At 40.1% G+C, this 16,640-nt stretch carries 16 protein-coding genes; 4 read left to right on the top strand and 12 right to left on the bottom strand.

All coding sequences use genetic code 11. The features are described from left to right. The first annotated feature begins 65 nt into the window (after positions 1 to 65). Entirely contained in the window at positions 66 to 548 is a 483-nt protein-coding gene (cdd, locus tag ACYQ3L_RS09795; RefSeq protein ID WP_379995768.1) for a cytidine deaminase, read from the top strand. Positions 549 to 635: 87 nt separating this feature from the next. On the opposite strand, the gene ACYQ3L_RS09790 is transcribed toward cdd, so the two are convergent. The 12 genes from ACYQ3L_RS09790 to ACYQ3L_RS09735 form a co-directional block, all read right to left on the bottom strand. Beyond that, positions 636 to 1,334, bottom strand: coding sequence for a M48 family metallopeptidase (locus ACYQ3L_RS09790; RefSeq protein ID WP_379995770.1), 699 nt, complete (start codon positions 1,332 to 1,334; stop codon positions 636 to 638). Positions 1,335 to 1,394: 60 nt separating this feature from the next. After that, positions 1,395 to 2,153, bottom strand: a complete 759-nt coding sequence (locus tag ACYQ3L_RS09785; RefSeq protein WP_379995772.1) for a uroporphyrinogen-III synthase — start codon at positions 2,151 to 2,153, stop codon at positions 1,395 to 1,397. After that, the gene (locus tag ACYQ3L_RS09780; RefSeq protein ID WP_379995774.1) at positions 2,144 to 3,028 is read right to left on the bottom strand and encodes a DUF4271 domain-containing protein; all 885 of its coding nucleotides are present in this window, start codon (positions 3,026 to 3,028) and stop codon (positions 2,144 to 2,146) included. The genes ACYQ3L_RS09785 and ACYQ3L_RS09780 overlap by 10 nt, the downstream gene beginning before the upstream one ends. Positions 3,029 to 3,101: 73 nt before the next feature. Further along, entirely contained in the window at positions 3,102 to 4,370 is a 1,269-nt protein-coding gene (gene metK, locus ACYQ3L_RS09775; RefSeq protein WP_379995776.1) for a methionine adenosyltransferase, read from the bottom strand. A gap of 216 nt (positions 4,371 to 4,586) precedes the next feature. After that, positions 4,587 to 6,236 (bottom strand): tetratricopeptide repeat protein, encoded by a 1,650-nt coding sequence (locus ACYQ3L_RS09770; RefSeq protein WP_379995778.1) that lies wholly within the window; start codon positions 6,234 to 6,236, stop codon positions 4,587 to 4,589. Positions 6,237 to 6,299: 63 nt separating this feature from the next. Next, positions 6,300 to 7,274 carry a PstS family phosphate ABC transporter substrate-binding protein gene (locus ACYQ3L_RS09765; RefSeq protein ID WP_379995780.1) on the bottom strand — a complete coding sequence of 325 codons (975 nt, stop codon included), beginning with the start codon at positions 7,272 to 7,274 and terminating at the stop codon, positions 6,300 to 6,302. Positions 7,275 to 7,299: 25 nt separating this feature from the next. Continuing rightward, positions 7,300 to 7,497, bottom strand: coding sequence for a hypothetical protein (locus tag ACYQ3L_RS09760; protein WP_379995782.1), 198 nt, complete (start codon positions 7,495 to 7,497; stop codon positions 7,300 to 7,302). Positions 7,498 to 7,587: 90 nt separating this feature from the next. Then, positions 7,588 to 8,421, bottom strand: coding sequence for an energy transducer TonB (locus ACYQ3L_RS09755; RefSeq protein ID WP_291107855.1), 834 nt, complete (start codon positions 8,419 to 8,421; stop codon positions 7,588 to 7,590). 24 nt (positions 8,422 to 8,445) lie between these two features. Next, entirely contained in the window at positions 8,446 to 9,105 is a 660-nt protein-coding gene (locus ACYQ3L_RS09750) for an ExbD/TolR family protein (protein WP_379995784.1), read from the bottom strand. A gap of 33 nt (positions 9,106 to 9,138) precedes the next feature. Then, entirely contained in the window at positions 9,139 to 9,750 is a 612-nt protein-coding gene (locus ACYQ3L_RS09745; protein WP_379995786.1) for an ExbD/TolR family protein, read from the bottom strand. A 67-nt stretch (positions 9,751 to 9,817) separates the two neighbouring features. Then, entirely contained in the window at positions 9,818 to 10,639 is an 822-nt protein-coding gene (locus tag ACYQ3L_RS09740) for a MotA/TolQ/ExbB proton channel family protein (protein WP_379995788.1), read from the bottom strand. A 406-nt stretch (positions 10,640 to 11,045) separates the two neighbouring features. After that, complete coding sequence (locus ACYQ3L_RS09735) at positions 11,046 to 12,431, bottom strand: aspartate kinase (RefSeq protein ID WP_379995790.1); 1,386 nt, start codon at positions 12,429 to 12,431, stop codon at positions 11,046 to 11,048. Positions 12,432 to 12,626: 195 nt separating this feature from the next. Between ACYQ3L_RS09735 and ACYQ3L_RS09730 the strand changes: the two genes are divergently transcribed. The 3 genes from ACYQ3L_RS09730 (at position 12,627) to ACYQ3L_RS09720 (ending at position 16,573) form a co-directional block, all read left to right on the top strand. Beyond that, positions 12,627 to 15,080: a DUF5686 and carboxypeptidase regulatory-like domain-containing protein gene (locus tag ACYQ3L_RS09730; protein ID WP_379995792.1), complete on the top strand. Its 2,454-nt coding sequence runs from the start codon at positions 12,627 to 12,629 to the stop codon at positions 15,078 to 15,080. A 96-nt stretch (positions 15,081 to 15,176) separates the two neighbouring features. Continuing rightward, the gene (gene menA, locus ACYQ3L_RS09725; RefSeq protein ID WP_379995794.1) at positions 15,177 to 16,085 is read left to right on the top strand and encodes a 1,4-dihydroxy-2-naphthoate octaprenyltransferase; all 909 of its coding nucleotides are present in this window, start codon (positions 15,177 to 15,179) and stop codon (positions 16,083 to 16,085) included. Beyond that, positions 16,082 to 16,573: a metallophosphoesterase family protein gene (locus tag ACYQ3L_RS09720; RefSeq protein ID WP_379995796.1), complete on the top strand. Its 492-nt coding sequence runs from the start codon at positions 16,082 to 16,084 to the stop codon at positions 16,571 to 16,573. Before menA ends, ACYQ3L_RS09720 begins: the two co-directional genes overlap by 4 nt. The last annotated feature ends 67 nt before the right edge of the window (positions 16,574 to 16,640 follow it).

The following is a 16,640-nucleotide window of genomic DNA, read 5'->3' as shown; positions in this document are numbered from 1 at the left end:
ATAGAAAGTTACACTCTGTAAACGGATCGTTAAATGCTTACTTCTACTAATTAACAACATTCACGATGGAAAGTTTAAGTTTAACTACAAAGATACTCGTTTATAGCTTTGATGAAAGTACGGAAAATATAAAAAAGCTTATAAATGAAGCTAAATTAGCTACAAAAAAGGCATATGCTCCTTATTCGGGCTTTCATGTCGGTGCTGCAATCCTCTTATCCGACGGTGAAATCATAACAGGGAACAATCAGGAAAACGCCGCATATCCATCAGGTCTGTGTGCCGAACGGGTGGCAATATTTGCCTCAAATTCCCAAAAACCGGATACGCCTGTAGAAGCTATTGCCATAGCAGCATTTCATGATGGAGATTTCACCGATTTACCCTGCTGCCCTTGCGGTGGCTGCAGGCAGGTTATGGTAGAAGTGGAGAACCGGTTTGAAAAATCCATCAGGGTAATTATGTACGGGAAGGATAAAATTTATGAAGTAGAATCGGCTAAAGACCTGTTGCCGCTTAGCTTTGGAAAGGAATCGTTGTCAGAATAGATTGTTATTGAATTAACAATGGCGTAAGCAACTCATAATTCGGTTACTTGTATCTCGTTTATTTGTTTCCTCGCAACTAAACATTATTTACCAGCCTGTTTTGAATGTTTTCAGTTCTTTCGTCAGTTCTTTTGCTTTCCCACCGGATACCTTATCCAATAATAGCCAGAAACGCTCTCCGTGATTCATTTCTTTGGTATGGCAAAGCTCGTGGAGGATAACAAAATCAACGAGGTATTCCGGCAGCAACATACAATGATAAGACAGGTTTATATCTTTCTTCGAAGAACAGCTTCCCCAACGGGTACGACTCTGATTGATTTTCACATTCGAGAATGTAAAACCATGCCGATGCGCTAATGCTTCTACCTTTTGAGGGAAAAGACGTTTAGCCTCATAGCGTAATGCTTTTTCTATTAAGCCTCTTATTGTGGTTTGCACTGCAGGAGTATCGTATTCCGTATCCGGCGGACAAGAGATGGACAGAATCCCGTCCCTCAATTTCAGATAGTAATTGCTTGTCGGGGCACTCTCAAATATCTTCAGAGCGAAACTAAATGTTTTGAATTCTGTCTGCGGAGTGAACAGATATTGCTTTTTTTTATTTTCCAAAAGCTTGAACAGGCGCGGTTTCATTTCCTCTATTGTTTTCTCTATGTAGGATATGCTCACGCCCGGAGGGTATGTCAATTGCAGGTAATCATCTTTGCGACGGACAATAATCCTCCGGGCCTGTGCATTTTTCACAAGCTTTATATCGCCCAGATCTTTATCTTTAATCACCATACTTCGTACAAAAAAAGCTTAACTGTCCGGTTAAGCTTTTCTTTTTTATATTTCAATAACTTATTTTGCTTTATGATTCTCTTTTATGAAGCTCTCCAAGGCAGCAGTCATCGACGGCACACCCGGAAGCGGAGCTTCACAGTCTAGCCTCAGGCCTGCATCACGGACAGCTTTTGCCGTAGATGCTCCAAAACAGCCTATGGCTATTTCCTCCTGTTTGAAATGAGGTGCATTTTTGAACAGGGATACGATTCCCGACGGACTAAAAAACACGAGCATATCATATGACAGGATTTCCTGTTCGGTAATATCATTACTTACTGTCCTGTACATGACAGCTTTGGTATATCCTACCTTTTTTTCATCCAGAACTGCTGTCAGGTCCTCGGTATGTACATCAGACACAGGTACGATAAATTTCTCTTTATTATGCTTGGTCAAGGCTGTTGACAAGCCATCCATTTTACCTGTGGCACTGAAAAATATTTTACGTTTTCTATAAACAATATATTTTTGCAGATACAAAGCGACCGCTTCCGAAATACAAAAATACTTCATCGTCTCAGGCATTACAATCCTAAACTCTTCGCACAAGGCAAAGAAATGGTCAATAGCGGTTTTTGCAGTGAATACAACAGCCGTGTAATCCTGTATATTTATCCGTTGTTGTCTGAATTCTTTAGCGTCTAATCCCTCTACTCGTATGAACGGTCGAAAGTCCAACTGTATATGATATTTTTCAGCAATATCATAGTATGGAGATTTCTCGGTTACAGGTGCAGGCTGCGAGATCAAGACTTTCTTTACTTTTAAAGCCATAGTGTGTTAAATACGTCAATTCTATATAAATAAACCAAGCCGATCATTAGAAATATATATGGTAATATTTCAAAGGTGCAAAGGTACGCAATCAGATACAAAAAGTTAAATTTTTCCCTAATAAAAAAGATTATTATTTGGTAAAAAAGTATTAATTGAACGATTAGAAATAAAATCAACATGAAAATAATAATCTGCAAATGATAATAGTTCGAGTAGATAAGCAGTAATGTAGGTATAAAATAAAGCATACCCAGAATTTCTATGCCGATAATATAGGTACGTCTCCACACTCCCATCCGTTTCTGTTCATCGAAGATGTATCCCAGTATAAGGTACATGACATCCTTTATTCCTAAAAATAGACCGATGAGTACTATATATGATAAAATGGAAATGAATGGCCGTTGAACAGCCTCCGACCGTGAATCGAACTCAATAAAAATATTGTAGGTACAAATAGAAATAAGAACTATTGTCTGGAAAATAAGAAAGTAACTATATAAATATTCCCTTACCGTTGTCTGGCGATATATCTTTTGCCCTTTTTCGGAGGAGAATAGCAATGATATATTTTCCTTGAGAAAAGCAATTCCTCCATTGTATATATGCGCAAAGAAAATAAAACAGATCAATAACAGCCCGAATACTCCGTCTGCCTGTTCTATATGGAATGGTATATGCACACCATCATGCCCGGTTCTTTCTTTCCTTACGTTTTTTTCTGTATACAGACTATAATCGGTACTGCCGTCTGCCACATCGAATACTTCTCCCTGAACTGACCGGAGTCCAAAGAAATCCTGACGGGCTGAATCGTTTGAAGCGACGCTATCCCCTGCGACATCGGTACGAGGTATGGAATCTTTTACCAAAATAATCCGTTAGTTATTACCAGAAAGGTACAGATCCTGCATTCTCCGGACCTGCACCCCCTGCTTATTCTTATTACAAGCCAAATTCCTTCTTCACGGCATCTACATAATCCAGTTTCTCCCAAGTAAACAGTTCCACTTCACGGGATACTCCTTCAGGATTGTAACGTGATCTGAATAACTTAGTCACCACCTGCGGTTCACGTCCCATATGGCCATAAGCTGCAGTTTCGGCGTATATAGGATTGCGCAGTTTCAATCTCTGCTCAATCGCTTTAGGGCGCATATCAAAGAGTTTTTCAACTTTCCTGGCTATTTCCCCATCCGTAATATTTAAATTGCTCTTACCGTATGTATTTACATAAATATTCATCGGTTTGGCCACACCTATGGCATATGATACCTGAACCAATATTTCGGAAGATACACCTGCCGCCACCAGATTCTTTGCGATATGACGTGCTGCATAGGCTGCCGAGCGGTCTACTTTAGACGGGTCTTTGCCCGAAAAGGCACCTCCTCCATGAGCACCTTTACCTCCATAGGTATCGACAATAATTTTACGGCCAGTAAGCCCGGTATCTCCATGAGGCCCTCCGATAACAAAACGTCCGGTAGGATTTACGTGATAGGTAATATTGTCATTGAATAATTTAGAAATATCCTCTCTGAACTTATATTTTTCTTTTACACGAGGTATCAGGATATTGATAACATCACTCTTGATTCTGGCCTGCATAGCCGCATCGTCTCCAAACTCGTCGTGCTGGGTAGAGATAACAATGGTATCTATGCGCAATGGTGTTCCGTTATCATCATATTCTATCGTTACCTGAGATTTTGCATCGGGACGAAGATAAGGCATTAACTGCAGTTCGTTCTTACGGATTGCCGCCAATTCCAATAAAAGAGCATGAGACAAGTCAAGCGCGAGAGGCATATAGTTATCCGTTTCAGATGTAGCGTAACCAAACATCATACCTTGGTCTCCTGCCCCCTGATCCATCGGGTCGGATTTACCATCCACTCCTCTGTTGATATCGTCGGATTGTTCGTGTATGGCAGACAAAACGCCACAAGATTGCGCCTCAAACTGATATTCACTTTTTGTATAACCGATACGTTCGATCACTTTGCGGGCAGTTTCCGGTATATCAATATATGCTTTTGATTTAACTTCTCCGGCCAATACGACTTGTCCGGTGGTAACCAGTGTTTCACAAGCTACTTTGGAGTTTTCATCGTATGCAAGAAACTCATCTAACAGGGAGTCTGAAATCTGGTCTGCAACTTTATCCGGATGTCCTTCCGAAACAGATTCGGATGTAAATAAATAACTCATTTGTATATAAAAATTTTACTGTTAAGAAAACAGGAAGGATATGTATAATGCAGTGCAGAAAATGGTTTAGCATTTTTTCATGTGGTTGCAATCAATACAAATCTATCCACTTAATTGGCTGCAAAGATACGGTTTTTTCTCTATTTAATCATTTTTTTCACAAAAAATAACCCGGACTTAATCAAGCCCGGGTTACCTCAACTATATTCGGATGAATTATTTACCGTTTGCAAATTCGAATAAAGCCTTACCGTTTGCATTTTCAGGATCCAGTTCCAGGACCTTCTCTGCATATAATTTTACATTAGCTTTATCTTCTGCTTTTTTAGTTTTATCAAACTGCAGATAGTAGTAGTAGCTTAGATAGCTGTATGCTTCTATCAATATTCTGGTGTTCTCTCCATCGTTTTTAGCCAGAATAACTTCAATTGTTTTCTCATAGTGAGGTTTAGCCAGGCCTAGTTCGCTATCAGGGTCTAACTCAAAGTTTGTACGTGCTCTCTGATAAAAACCTAGATAACTGTCAGGCATTCTTTCACTAACGGTGGCAAACGCCCCATCAGCCAGTTTATAGAATTCTACCGATTTAGCTTTAGCTTGGTCGGCAGTCATATTGATTGTATCATTTTTAGCCGCCCTACCTGCATTGGTATAATATAAACCTAGCTGATAGTAATCCTGAGCGTCGATCTTCTCTCCACCAAGTTCAGTATATTTCTTATAGAATTCGGCTGCTTCCGGATACATTTTCTCGTTTGCACAGATAGTTGCTATCTCTTTATATATATCCACATTAGAAGGATCGAGTTCTATTAGTTTCTTATATTGCTCGATTGCTTTAGCTTTATTCCCGGTTTCGCTCAAAGAACTTGCATAAGCCAGATAATCCTGCTTCAGATATTTGATCGTATCATTCGCTTTAGGCAGGCTAAAGAATTTGTCACCGGCCGATACGGCTGCTGCATAATCTTTCAAATCGCTGCTGGTATACATTGACAAACGATTCAATACAAAGTTGTTTGGTTCTTTGCTCAACCCTTCGCTAATAAGTGTTTTAGCCTCATTATACTGTTGAGTGAAATACTCGGCTGCTGCATAACGGGTAATATCCTCGATTGTATAATCGCCACCTTTGAAGTATTCCTTATAGGCTGCAATAGCATCCGGATAGAATCCATCGCGATACGACACGTCTGCCAGGGCTTTGTAAGCTATACTGTAATTCGGATTTATTTCAATCACTTTCTTCAACATATCCGTAGCTGTTTTACGGTTGATAAACTCGTAAACTCTGGCTCCTTTCATATACGCAAGAACACAGTTAGCATCGAAGTTGATAGCCTGGTCGTATTGCATAGCCGCATCGCCCGGCTTATTTTCTTTAGCTAACATGTCACCTTCAAATATGTATATATATGGAGATTTTTTATCTGCCTTACGGGCATCCTGCAATTTCTCCAGAGCTTTTTCTTTCATGCCGTTATCAAGATATGCCTGAGCAATAGCAAGAATGACTGCTACGTCTTTCTTATTTTTCTTCTGAATTTCTTTCAGTTGGTCTTCAGCTGCTTTAGGATCTGATTTTAATTGCAGTTTAGCTAAGCCAATAGCACCGAGGGCAGCCTCAGGATTGGCAGCCAGCGCTTTTTCATAAAATGATTTGGCTTCGGCTGTTTTACCTTCCTGAAATGCAATTTCACCAAGATAGTAATTTGCTTCTGCCGGAGATTGGCTCAACGTTTTTTGAAAATATTCTTTCGCTAGCTTCAATTCTCCGAGGCTCAAGTAATCCGCCCCCGGGCTATTTTGCGCTAGGGCCGAAATGCTGATCATAAGGCTCAGAAAAGAGCCTAAAAAATACTTCATTTTCATCTTTCTAAGTAATATTTTTGTGATTAATGATTCTATTTTATATAGTTGCTACAGTATTTATAAAGAAGGCCTTACACTTACTACCCGTGTTAAGCCATATGCAGGGTAAAGACCGGCCTTATACACAATACGTTGCCCTCTTTCACCCGCTGCAAAGTTAACAAAACCTGATGGCAATCCACCTCTCACATCTGAAATTATTATATACAGACTCCGGCTTAAAGGGTATTTTTCCAACCCTATATAAGCCGCAAAAGGCTGATAACTGTTTCTATCAGTGGCTTCTTCAGCTCTACTGACAGCCATCACATTGATTTTATTAATAAAACTTAAATTGGTTGTATCGGACGGATTACTGATCCAGTTCACCCCTATGATGCCTAAAGCATTCGGTGTGGACGCGACATAATCTATCACTTGCTGATTCGGTGTACGTTCCGACAAATCAATAGTCTTGGTACTATCCGAAGCTCTTGCTTTCAGGTTATTACCCAGTCTACCACCACAGACAGAGTCTCTGAGGTATCTGACAGTACTTGAATTGGGGCTATCGAATGTTACGGCGATCTCGCCTAGCGATGACTTGGGATTAAGTTCTTTCCATGTACGAACCTCCCCTGTCATTATCCGTTTTATATCTGCTACTGTTATCAGTGTATCTGTATTCGCTTTATTCACGATCAAAGCAATGGCATCCGTACCATACTTCTGCGAACGTACAACCCGGTTTCTTTCTTTTATAATCAGCCTTTCATTTGCTGTCAGTTCGCGAGCTGCTATAATAACACGCACACTGTCTTTCATGAATAAGTCGAAAGCTTGATTTTCACCGGTATAGATAGGGATAATAGTAGCATCTCTGTTCAATGCTTCGAACACATCGACTTGTTCCTGGACGATAGGTGCGAAACATTCATCAGCAACTATTGCTGCCAAGCCACTGGTCGGGGTATCGGTACGCGTAACTTTGGGCCCGCTACACGAATACAGTACCAGCGATAAGATGAATAAAATAAAGCTCAACCTTTTCATAAATATTTTTTTAAACTGTCAAAATTTATTCTTTCCAAGCTCTGTAAGCCCTGAATAAACCATATACAATAAGTAAAACTCCCCCTATGATACGAGGTACTCCAACCGGAATAATATTTTCTAATACTGTTGTAAACGACAATGCACAACCTATTCCAAAATAGAATAGAGACATAAAAAATCCATATATTTTTTTTACCGGAGTCTTGTTTTCTTCTTTCATATCTTCTATTATTGGGAAAGAAGAGAAGATGATTTTTAATTTCAAACTTCTCTTCTTTACTCAGTTTTATGTTTGTTATTTAAACATGCATTATTGTTTCAGGCGGAATACAATCGGAAGGGTAAAGTAAACCGGTACGTTCAAACCGTTTTGCTTACCCGGAATCCATTTAGGCATCGCTTTTACAACCCTTACTGCTTCTTTATCACAAGACGGGTCGATACCACGGATTACCGTTACATCTGAGATTGCTCCTGTTTTGGTAACAACGAAACGTATAGTAACACGACCTTGTATCCCTGACTCCTGAGCTACAACCGGATATTTCAGATTATCATTGATAAACCGGTGCATTTCTGTTTCACCTCCGGGGAAGCTCGGCATCTGCTCTACTGTAACGAATGGTTTCTCTTCCACAGGTTTTTCTTCCACAATTTGTTTGTGCTCTCTCAACTCTGCGATATCGATACCATGTTTGTCGTCAGTACCTTTTACGTCAGCTACCGAAATCTGGATTTTAGTTTCCTGAATTTCTTCCTGGCCTACCATTTTTTCTTCAGCTACTTCTTCATCCCTTGCAATTGTTGGCGGAACGAATTTCACTGTCGTTTTTAACGGTGGCGGCGGTGGAGCCGTTTCTTGTTTAATAATGTTCTCTTCCGGAATTTCCTGTTCTACCGGAATATTAGACATTTCATAAGCTTCATCCATTGGTCCGCTCTGGTTCTGCGTAAGTTTTTTGATTTCACTTACCAATCCTGGTAAAGCTGAAACAAAAGCCGCGAATACACAAACGACAAGGAATGCTACGATATGTCTCTTCGAGGATGATTGACGTAGTCTGTAGGCACCATACTGTTTATTTTTCCCTTCAAAAACTACATCACACCATTCTGCGGAATTTAATCTGATATCTTTTGACATAATTTACTCCTTTTTATAATGTGATTACTTTTTTGGTGGTGCTGCCTGTGCCCCATAAGCTCCCTTAGTCTTGAGATTCTCCAGAAGGAATTGGTCTCCTTCGGTCATATCCACGATAGCATATTTGTCAATACTGCAAATCTGCATTTCATCCAGAGCGTCTACAAGATTTGCATAATTGGCGTCGGCGGTAGGCTTGATAACAACAACCTGTCCATCCTTATCGCCTTTTATCTCTTTTGATCTTGTTTGAAACTCTTCATCAGACATTTTCTTGTTAGTCACATACTTCTCTTGTTTCAGTTCCTTCATTTTTGCCACAATGCTTTTGTTTCTGTCCAAAAGCAGCGCACGAAGTCCTTCCGGTGAAAAATCTGTTTCTTTCAAGGTTGTATAGTCTTCATAATTCGGTATACCTGTATAATAATATACCTTATCATTTTCTCCCAGTATAAGGGTGATCGCTTTTGATTCTTTCACCTTTACTTCTTCATCTTCGTTCAGTTTCTCATTGGTAGGCATCGCGATATCCATTACCTGCGGCTTACTCAATGTGGTACAGAACATAAAGAATGTGATCAAAAGCATATTCATATCTACCATGGGGGTAAAGTCCACCCTCAGTGTCTGTTTTTTCGGTTTACCTTTTTTTTCTTCTCCCCCACCGGTCTCTATTGAAGCCATAATCTTTTCTTTTTAAAATTCTAAATTTGATTATTACAAGCCTTCCGGCATTTTCTTGAGAGTTGTAACGAGGCTATACCTGTTTTCTTTCATCTCCACCAGAATTTTCATCACTTTATCCACATCGGGATATGGTGTTGTCTGGTCTGATTTAATAGCAATCTGCATATTGTCACCACCTATTTCACGCGCATGTTTCACCCAACGTGTCAACTGATTGTTGGTACTGTCGGTTGGAACACCCATTTTTTTGATTTCTTCATCCTGCGCACTCAATGGCAAATCTAAGAAAGCGGACATTCTACTCATAGGCACCCCGATATGGGATTGCTCTACGAAAGACCTTACCTGCTTGTCATTAAACGTAATACCATAGTCCTGCCCCATCAACTGTAATACCGATTTTTTGGCATTATCATCGTCCAAATTCAGAAATACCCGTCCTTGTGTGTCTATCAATATAGTTAATACATTATATTCAGAGATCTTACGTTCGGATACTGACGCCGGTGTCAAAACCTGTACCGGCTCTTTTGGCAAGAATGTTGCTGTAAGCATGAAGAATGTGAGCAAGAGTACAGTAACATCACTCATCGCGGTCATGTCGATGAACGTGCTCTGTTTTTTTACCTTAATCTTTCCCATCTTCTTGTTTTTACTTATTAGAGTAGAATTTCACAGAAATTCCACAAATTATTCCGAAAATTTTTAATTATTTAGCTAAACCTCCGTGTAGGTTAGTGTAAGTCTGGCCAATAGCAAAACCTACTTCGTCTACAGCGTTAGTCATATCTTCAACTTTTCCGGAGAAGTAAGAATAAGAAATGATAGCACAAGCACCTGTACCGATACCCATTGCAGTATTCATAAGCGCTTCAGAGATACCGATTGCCAATGCAGTTGAATCCGGAGCTCCTTCTTGTCCCATCGCACCAAACGACTTGATCATACCAAGTACCGTACCGAATAGCCCCATCAATGTACCTAATGTAGAGATGGTAGCGATTACCGATAGGTTTTGTTGCAAATATGGAAGTTCCAATGTTGTAGCTTCTTCAATTTCTTTTTGAATGATCGCAGCTTTTTCGTCATTGTGCAGGTCTGTCAATTTCTCAACATCTGCATATCTGATTAAACCTGCTTTAAGAATATTAGCAACCGAACCTTTCTGCTCGTCGCAAAGCTTAGATGCTCCGGCGATATCACCGGCTTCCAGTTTAGCTTTTGCGTTCATCACAAATTTAGCTGTACTTCCTTTACCGCTAGCTCTGTTCAATGCGAAAAATCTTTCAACAGAAAGGGTAAATACTGTAAGCAGCAACGTGATTACGATAGGAATTACGAAACCCCCTTGAAACAGAGTCCCGAGTATGTTTCCGTTGATCGGATGTCCTTTTTCGTCGAAGTTACTGTCTGCACCGGCTACCAGATAGAAGAATAGGTGAGCTACGATAGCACATCCAATAACTACTACAAAAGCTGAAACACCTTTTGATCTAGGCTTTTTGTTCGATTGTTGTTTTTTAGTTTCCATAATGATAATAAATAATTTAAGTTTAGTGAATCAATTTTTTGTTTTATGATTGTTATACATTCAATATTTCAAACTCAAAAAAAGCTATTCAGGGCGTCAATTTTAGGTTACAAATATACTATTCCGTTTTATCTTTCAATGTATTTTGTTCCAAAATTGCACTCCGACTAACGCTTTCAGTTAAATATAACGTAAAAAATAGGTTTTTATTCTTTGAAAAAAACAACTTTATAAAAATTATTACTAATTAATTCAAAGGTCTATATATCTGTATATGTGGAGTTTCTACATCTAGATGTGTCCACTAGGTATTAAATCTGCAAAATATTCCATTATTACAGCTAACAAAAATAGAATTAAAAATGATTCTACACAATTAAAAAATATAAAAAAAGTCTTATTAAATCTATTTATCTATGCACAATTCATCATTAAGGGCTATTACAGCATCATTGTAAAATTCCCTTTTGATTACAAACTGCATATTTACCTGACGCAGCGACTGCCCGAAACTTTCCACGTTAATACCTCTGTCAAACAATGCTTTTGCCGCCCTGTACAGGAATCCCGGCAATGCTATATTAGTACCCATAGCACAAACCAAAGCAACCCGTTCTACAACTACCTGATAGAAATTCTGCTCCAGTTCGGCGATCAGCTCCCGCGATTTATAATTATCCCAGACAATGTTAGTTATGGAGTTGGCGTTAGTCGATTTTAGTATATAACTTACTCCATACTTAGCAAATATCTGCATTATTTTAAGGTCGAATCCTACCTCCCCTACCATCATAGGGTCATGTACTTCGATAGCCAGCACCTTGTTTGTACCTGAAACAATCTCTATTTTAGGCACTTCTGACACATAATTCCTTGTTATCAGAGTACCGGGATGCTCCGGCTCGAACGTATTCTTTATACGGATATCTATATTGGCCAGTTCCAGGGGTTTAGCCGCCTTGGGGTGAATCGCCTCCATACCGATATCAGCCAGCTGGTCTGCTATAATGTAATTCGTACGCCCTACCGGAACAGTTTTCTCGACCCCGACAATGTTGGGGTCGGCGCTCGAAAGATGGTATTCCTTATGTATAATGGCCTCATTGGCATGTACCTCTACAGCTACTTTACTGAAAGTAACTTCGGTATAGCCACGGTCGAAAGCACGCATAATCCCTTCAGTACCTTTGGTATACCCGGTAGTTATACATAAATCTTTACTAAAATCAATTCCTTTGAATGCTCTGTGAATTCGTTCATCGATAGTCAGCGGCAGGGAGTCGTTAAACCCGCACAAATCTATAAACCGCGCCGATATACCATTATTATTGAGAATATTAACCGAATTCCATGCTGAATGCGCTTCACCCAGCGAAGCCAGAATCTCCCGTGCAGCCAGACAAATATCATCGGCATTTACATAACCCGATGCCATCACTTTACTCAGGCTATGCAACATGGTCTTAGCCTGCTTGATACGATAAGTGATAAACTCGCGGGCTTCGAGCTGGTCCAGACCTATTTCTTCAAAACCTTTATTTATCAGCAACAGACGCTGACACAGGCTATCGAGTCCTATACTATAATCGCTGTTCTCGAGAAATTGCACATAAACTCCCGGCTCACCCGTTTTTTTGTGTTCCAACAGCCAGTTAGTCACATTATTATACGCCGACACCACAAATATACGGTTATACATTTCATCGGGTGTTCTTTTCCCCACAATCACGTTTTCCAGCACATCTTTAAACTGGGACATGGAGGTTCCGCCAATTTTCTCTACTGTAAGCATTTTATTATTTAAGACTTCAACTTTTTTTAAACTGCGCAAAAATAATAAAATTATCCTATTTTCTACTCATTTATAGAATATTGTCATCCCTTTGTAACAAAAATTTAATCTTTAGTGAAAAAGTTACACTCCACCTAAATAATAAATCTGATATATTTGTAGTTATTTAAACTAAGTTAATTAACGAATATCCTGATGAAACCCCTTTACTTACTCATATTCTTAGCCTTATCCTCGACCCACATATCTCTATCCGCGCAGAATTTCAAAGGCAAAATTACCGGCAAGTCGGGGGAACCCCTCTATGGGAGCTCCATATATATAAATGAAGCAAATCAGGGCCTGGTTTGTAATGATGATGGGTTTTACCAGACAAATCTTGCAGCAGGCAACTACAGTGTAGAATATAAGTGTCTCGGCTTTAAAAGAGTGGAACGGAAAATACAAATAAAGGGCAACGAAACATTAACCCTGGATATCACGCTGGAAGAAAACCCATATACACTGAAAGAGGTCACTGTCTCCAACAATGAAGACCCGGCCTACCCCATCATGCGGAAAGCCATAGAAAAGGCCCCACTCTACGCAGGAGCAATAAAAGAATACACAGCCGATGTATATATAAAAGGAAACGGGGAGATACTAAAAGTCGGCTCCCTGGTGGACAGGCTGTCGAAAAATGCAGAAGGAATTAAATTATCGGAATTACAGAACCAGGTATTTGTGCAGGAATCCTTTAATGAAGTGCAATTCACCTCCCCGGATAAGTACAGGCAAACTGTAAAAGCCTTTTCGAGCAGTATCCCCGATAATCTTGATGCGAAAGATGCGATGGGTGTAATACAATCGTCCCTGTATATGCCTAAGGCCGGTATGTTCATATCCCCGCTAAATCCTAAAGCCTTTACTTACTACAGGTTCAGGTATGAAAGTTTCTTCGAAGACGGTAATATAACAGTGAACAAGATTAAAGTGGACCCGAAAATGAAAGACCCTATACTATACAGCGGATATATTTATATTGCCGACAATACATGGCATATTTATTCCGCCGAACTGACCAGTAATGTATATGGCGTAAAGGAAGAGCATACCATCACTTATCAGGAATTGAAGGAAAATGCTTTCCTACCCGTTTCCTATCTCATAAATTCGAATATAGACATACTGGGTAATAAGTTCACATTCAATTACTACGCTTCACTTAAATACAAGGATATAGAGATTAATAAAGAGATAGTAAAGGAACTTGCTGAAAAGAAAAAAACTAAGAAAAGAGATTTCGAAATAAAAAAAGATTCTCTTTACAAGACGGAATCAGACAGCCTTGCCACCAAACGTGATTCGGCATATTGGGCAAGCATACGCGCGATACCGCTGGAAGAGAGGGAAATAGTAAGCTATATAAAAAAAGATTCCGTACAGCAGCATATAGATTCGGTACGCAAAGATCATCATAATTCCAAATTCTCCTTTCAGGATATTTTCACGGGAGGAAAAATTGGCGGGGATTCTACCCGTTTTACATTCAAATTTGATGGTTTATTGCTCGGGGTGCCGGAATACAATTTTGTTGACGGATTATGGCTGGGGCAAAAATTCGATCTGACCACCAAAATCGGAAAAAATAACAGACTAAGTATATCGCCTTATATATATTACACAACTTCCCGAAAAAGAATAGCCGGAGGAGGTGATATCAGTCTGCTCTACTCCCGTATGAAGATGGGCGAACTTATAATTTCGGGCGGTTCTGCCAGTCAAGACTTCAATCCTACGGGCATACACAGGTTCAATAATGCGACCAACTCTCTTATCAGAGGGAGAAACTACAACCATTTTTATCAGAACGATTACATATCTGTGTCCAATAATATCGAGCTGACTCACGGACTGACGCTTATCACAGGGATTGAAACTGCAAAACGCTCGGGCTTGTCAAATCATACGGATTATACATGGGGTAAGAAAAGCAGGATAACTCCCAATATGTTTTCGGGTGACCGCTTCGACAGAACGGCCTATAATATAGGAGTAGATTATATACCATATGTATATTACACACTGAGCGACGGCGTGAAAAAATATCAAAGAATCGCCTCTCCCGTATTCTTCATCAGGTATAGCGAAGCTTTCGCTTCGTGGCAGACAAATAATTCGAAATACAGGAAACTAAGGCTGGGAATATATCAGCAACTCAGGTTAAGCGAATTCTCCCGTTTCGGTTATCACATCGAAGGAGGAGCATTCTTGGGCAATAAGGATAAAATGCATTTTGCCGACTTCCAGCAGTTCAATACATCGGACATAACCATCAGCCTGAGATCGCCGTTCACTTCGTTTATGTTACTCGATAACTATACAGCGTCGACCAACAAGCACTGGCTAAAAGGCGAATTCAACTACGACAGCAACTATTTGCTCCTGAAACGCCTGCCTTTTCTGCAAGGCAAAATGTTCACAGAAAGCCTTCACCTGAAAAATTTATATACCCCGGATATGAAGCTATATTCGGAAATAGGCTATTCCATCAATATAACGCGCCTTTTAAATTTCGGGACATTCGCTTCTTTCAGAAAAGCCGAGTATCAGGACTTCGGAATCCGTATCATGTTCGATTTGGAAAAGTCAAAGAAACTATTCAAGTAAGGATCGGGAGGTATAGGGGAATTAAAAATTCCGGATTTGGGATCACCTGTACTTTATTTCTTGTAAATTTGCACTTCAAAAATTCAGCAACAAATAATGGCTTCATTCAAATCGTGGATATCGGCACTTCGCCCCCGCACCCTGTTTCTGGCTGTTGCAACCGCCTTGTGCGGCAGCGGAATAGCATACAGCACCGGAAATTTCAGTATTTCCGTCTGCATACTTACTATGCTGATAGCAACCATCCTTCAGTTATTATCCAACATGGCAAACGATTTAGGGGATTACCAGCATGGTACCGATATCACCGGCGAACGTGTAGGCCCTCAGCGCACAGTGCAAAGCGGAGCTATCACTCCCGGACAGATGAAAAACGCCATTATTACAGCAATCGGCGTAGCTGCAATTGTCGGCATACTCCTTATATATATAGCACTCCAATTTATGGACTGGAGATATATCACTCTATTCTTGATTCTGGGTGCCGCCAGCATTGTAGCAGCGATAAAATATACAGCAGGTAAAAATCCGTATGGGTATAAAGGGCTGGGCGATATATTCTCTTTTACTTTTTTTGGATTGGTATCGGTAGCGGGTACTTATTTTCTGCATACACACATAGTCGATCTCATGCCGTGGCTTCCTGCAACCGGACTGGGGCTATTGACTATAGCTGTACTCAACCTGAACAATATGCGGGATATGGAGAATGACAAGAATTCGGGTAAAATAACGATTCCGGTACGTATAGGTTTCAGAAATGCGAAGTACTATCATGCTTTCCTTACATTCGGCGCGCTAGCCTGTTTTACTATATATTCAATTCTGCATACGACCCACTGGTACCAGTATCTGTACCTGTTGTGTTTCCTTATTTTTATCAAACTACTGATAGATATATTTCGTATAGAGGAAAACCGCCTGCTCGACCCCTACCTGAAATATACATCTATGGGCACATTCGTTCTGTCCGTTTGTTTCATTATATGTATCAATCTGCAATGAAAAAAATAGGTCTTTTATCCGATACCCATAGCTGGTGGGACGACAAGTATGAAAAGTATTTTGCCGAATGCGATGAGATATGGCATGCCGGCGATATCGGTTCTATAAGTCTGGCCCTGCGCTTCGAAGCCTTTAAACCATTCAGGGCAGTGTATGGAAATATCGACGACAGCAAGATACGGGCGGCATATCCCGAATTCCTGCGTTTTACACTCGAAGGAGTGGACGTACTGATGACACACATAGGCGGTTATCCGGGCAAATACGACCCGCGAGCCCGTTCCGTTCTGTTCGCCAATCCGCCAAAGCTGTTTATTTGCGGACATTCGCATATATTGAAGGTGATGTTCGACAAAAAACTGAACTGCCTGCATATAAACCCCGGGGCGGCCGGAAAATACGGATTTCATAAAGTAAGGACACTGATACGCTTTGTATTGAATGAAGGTAATATTTCCGATCTGGAAGTTATAGAGTTGAAGGATTAAAATAGTACTCCCTCTCAACCAGATAATTGAGAATGCCTTTGGTCAAATTGAAAAATCCCGGCCAATG

The sequence above is a fragment of the Dysgonomonas termitidis genome (assembly GCF_054657735.1).
The sequence above is the reverse complement of the archived record's forward strand: the minus strand, read 5'-3'. Positions and strand labels throughout refer to the sequence as shown.

Bases quoted from the DNA above. Each gene is read 5' to 3' on its own strand.
- cdd (WP_379995768.1), top strand. From the start codon at position 66: ATGGAAAGTTTAAGTTTAACTACAAAGATACTCGTTTATAGCTTTGAT.
- ACYQ3L_RS09790 (WP_379995770.1), bottom strand. From the start codon at position 1,334: ATGGTGATTAAAGATAAAGATCTGGGCGATATAAAGCTTGTGAAAAAT.
- ACYQ3L_RS09785 (WP_379995772.1), bottom strand. From the start codon at position 2,153: ATGGCTTTAAAAGTAAAGAAAGTCTTGATCTCGCAGCCTGCACCTGTA.
- metK (WP_379995776.1), bottom strand. From the start codon at position 4,370: ATGAGTTATTTATTTACATCCGAATCTGTTTCGGAAGGACATCCGGAT.
- ACYQ3L_RS09770 (WP_379995778.1), bottom strand. From the start codon at position 6,236: ATGAAGTATTTTTTAGGCTCTTTTCTGAGCCTTATGATCAGCATTTCG.
- ACYQ3L_RS09765 (WP_379995780.1), bottom strand. From the start codon at position 7,274: ATGAAAAGGTTGAGCTTTATTTTATTCATCTTATCGCTGGTACTGTAT.
- ACYQ3L_RS09760 (WP_379995782.1), bottom strand. From the start codon at position 7,497: ATGAAAGAAGAAAACAAGACTCCGGTAAAAAAAATATATGGATTTTTT.
- ACYQ3L_RS09755 (WP_291107855.1), bottom strand. From the start codon at position 8,421: ATGTCAAAAGATATCAGATTAAATTCCGCAGAATGGTGTGATGTAGTT.
- ACYQ3L_RS09750 (WP_379995784.1), bottom strand. From the start codon at position 9,105: ATGGCTTCAATAGAGACCGGTGGGGGAGAAGAAAAAAAAGGTAAACCG.
- ACYQ3L_RS09745 (WP_379995786.1), bottom strand. From the start codon at position 9,750: ATGGGAAAGATTAAGGTAAAAAAACAGAGCACGTTCATCGACATGACC.
- ACYQ3L_RS09740 (WP_379995788.1), bottom strand. From the start codon at position 10,639: ATGGAAACTAAAAAACAACAATCGAACAAAAAGCCTAGATCAAAAGGT.
- ACYQ3L_RS09735 (WP_379995790.1), bottom strand. From the start codon at position 12,431: ATGCTTACAGTAGAGAAAATTGGCGGAACCTCCATGTCCCAGTTTAAA.
- ACYQ3L_RS09730 (WP_379995792.1), top strand. From the start codon at position 12,627: ATGAAACCCCTTTACTTACTCATATTCTTAGCCTTATCCTCGACCCAC.
- menA (WP_379995794.1), top strand. From the start codon at position 15,177: ATGGCTTCATTCAAATCGTGGATATCGGCACTTCGCCCCCGCACCCTG.
- ACYQ3L_RS09720 (WP_379995796.1), top strand. From the start codon at position 16,082: ATGAAAAAAATAGGTCTTTTATCCGATACCCATAGCTGGTGGGACGAC.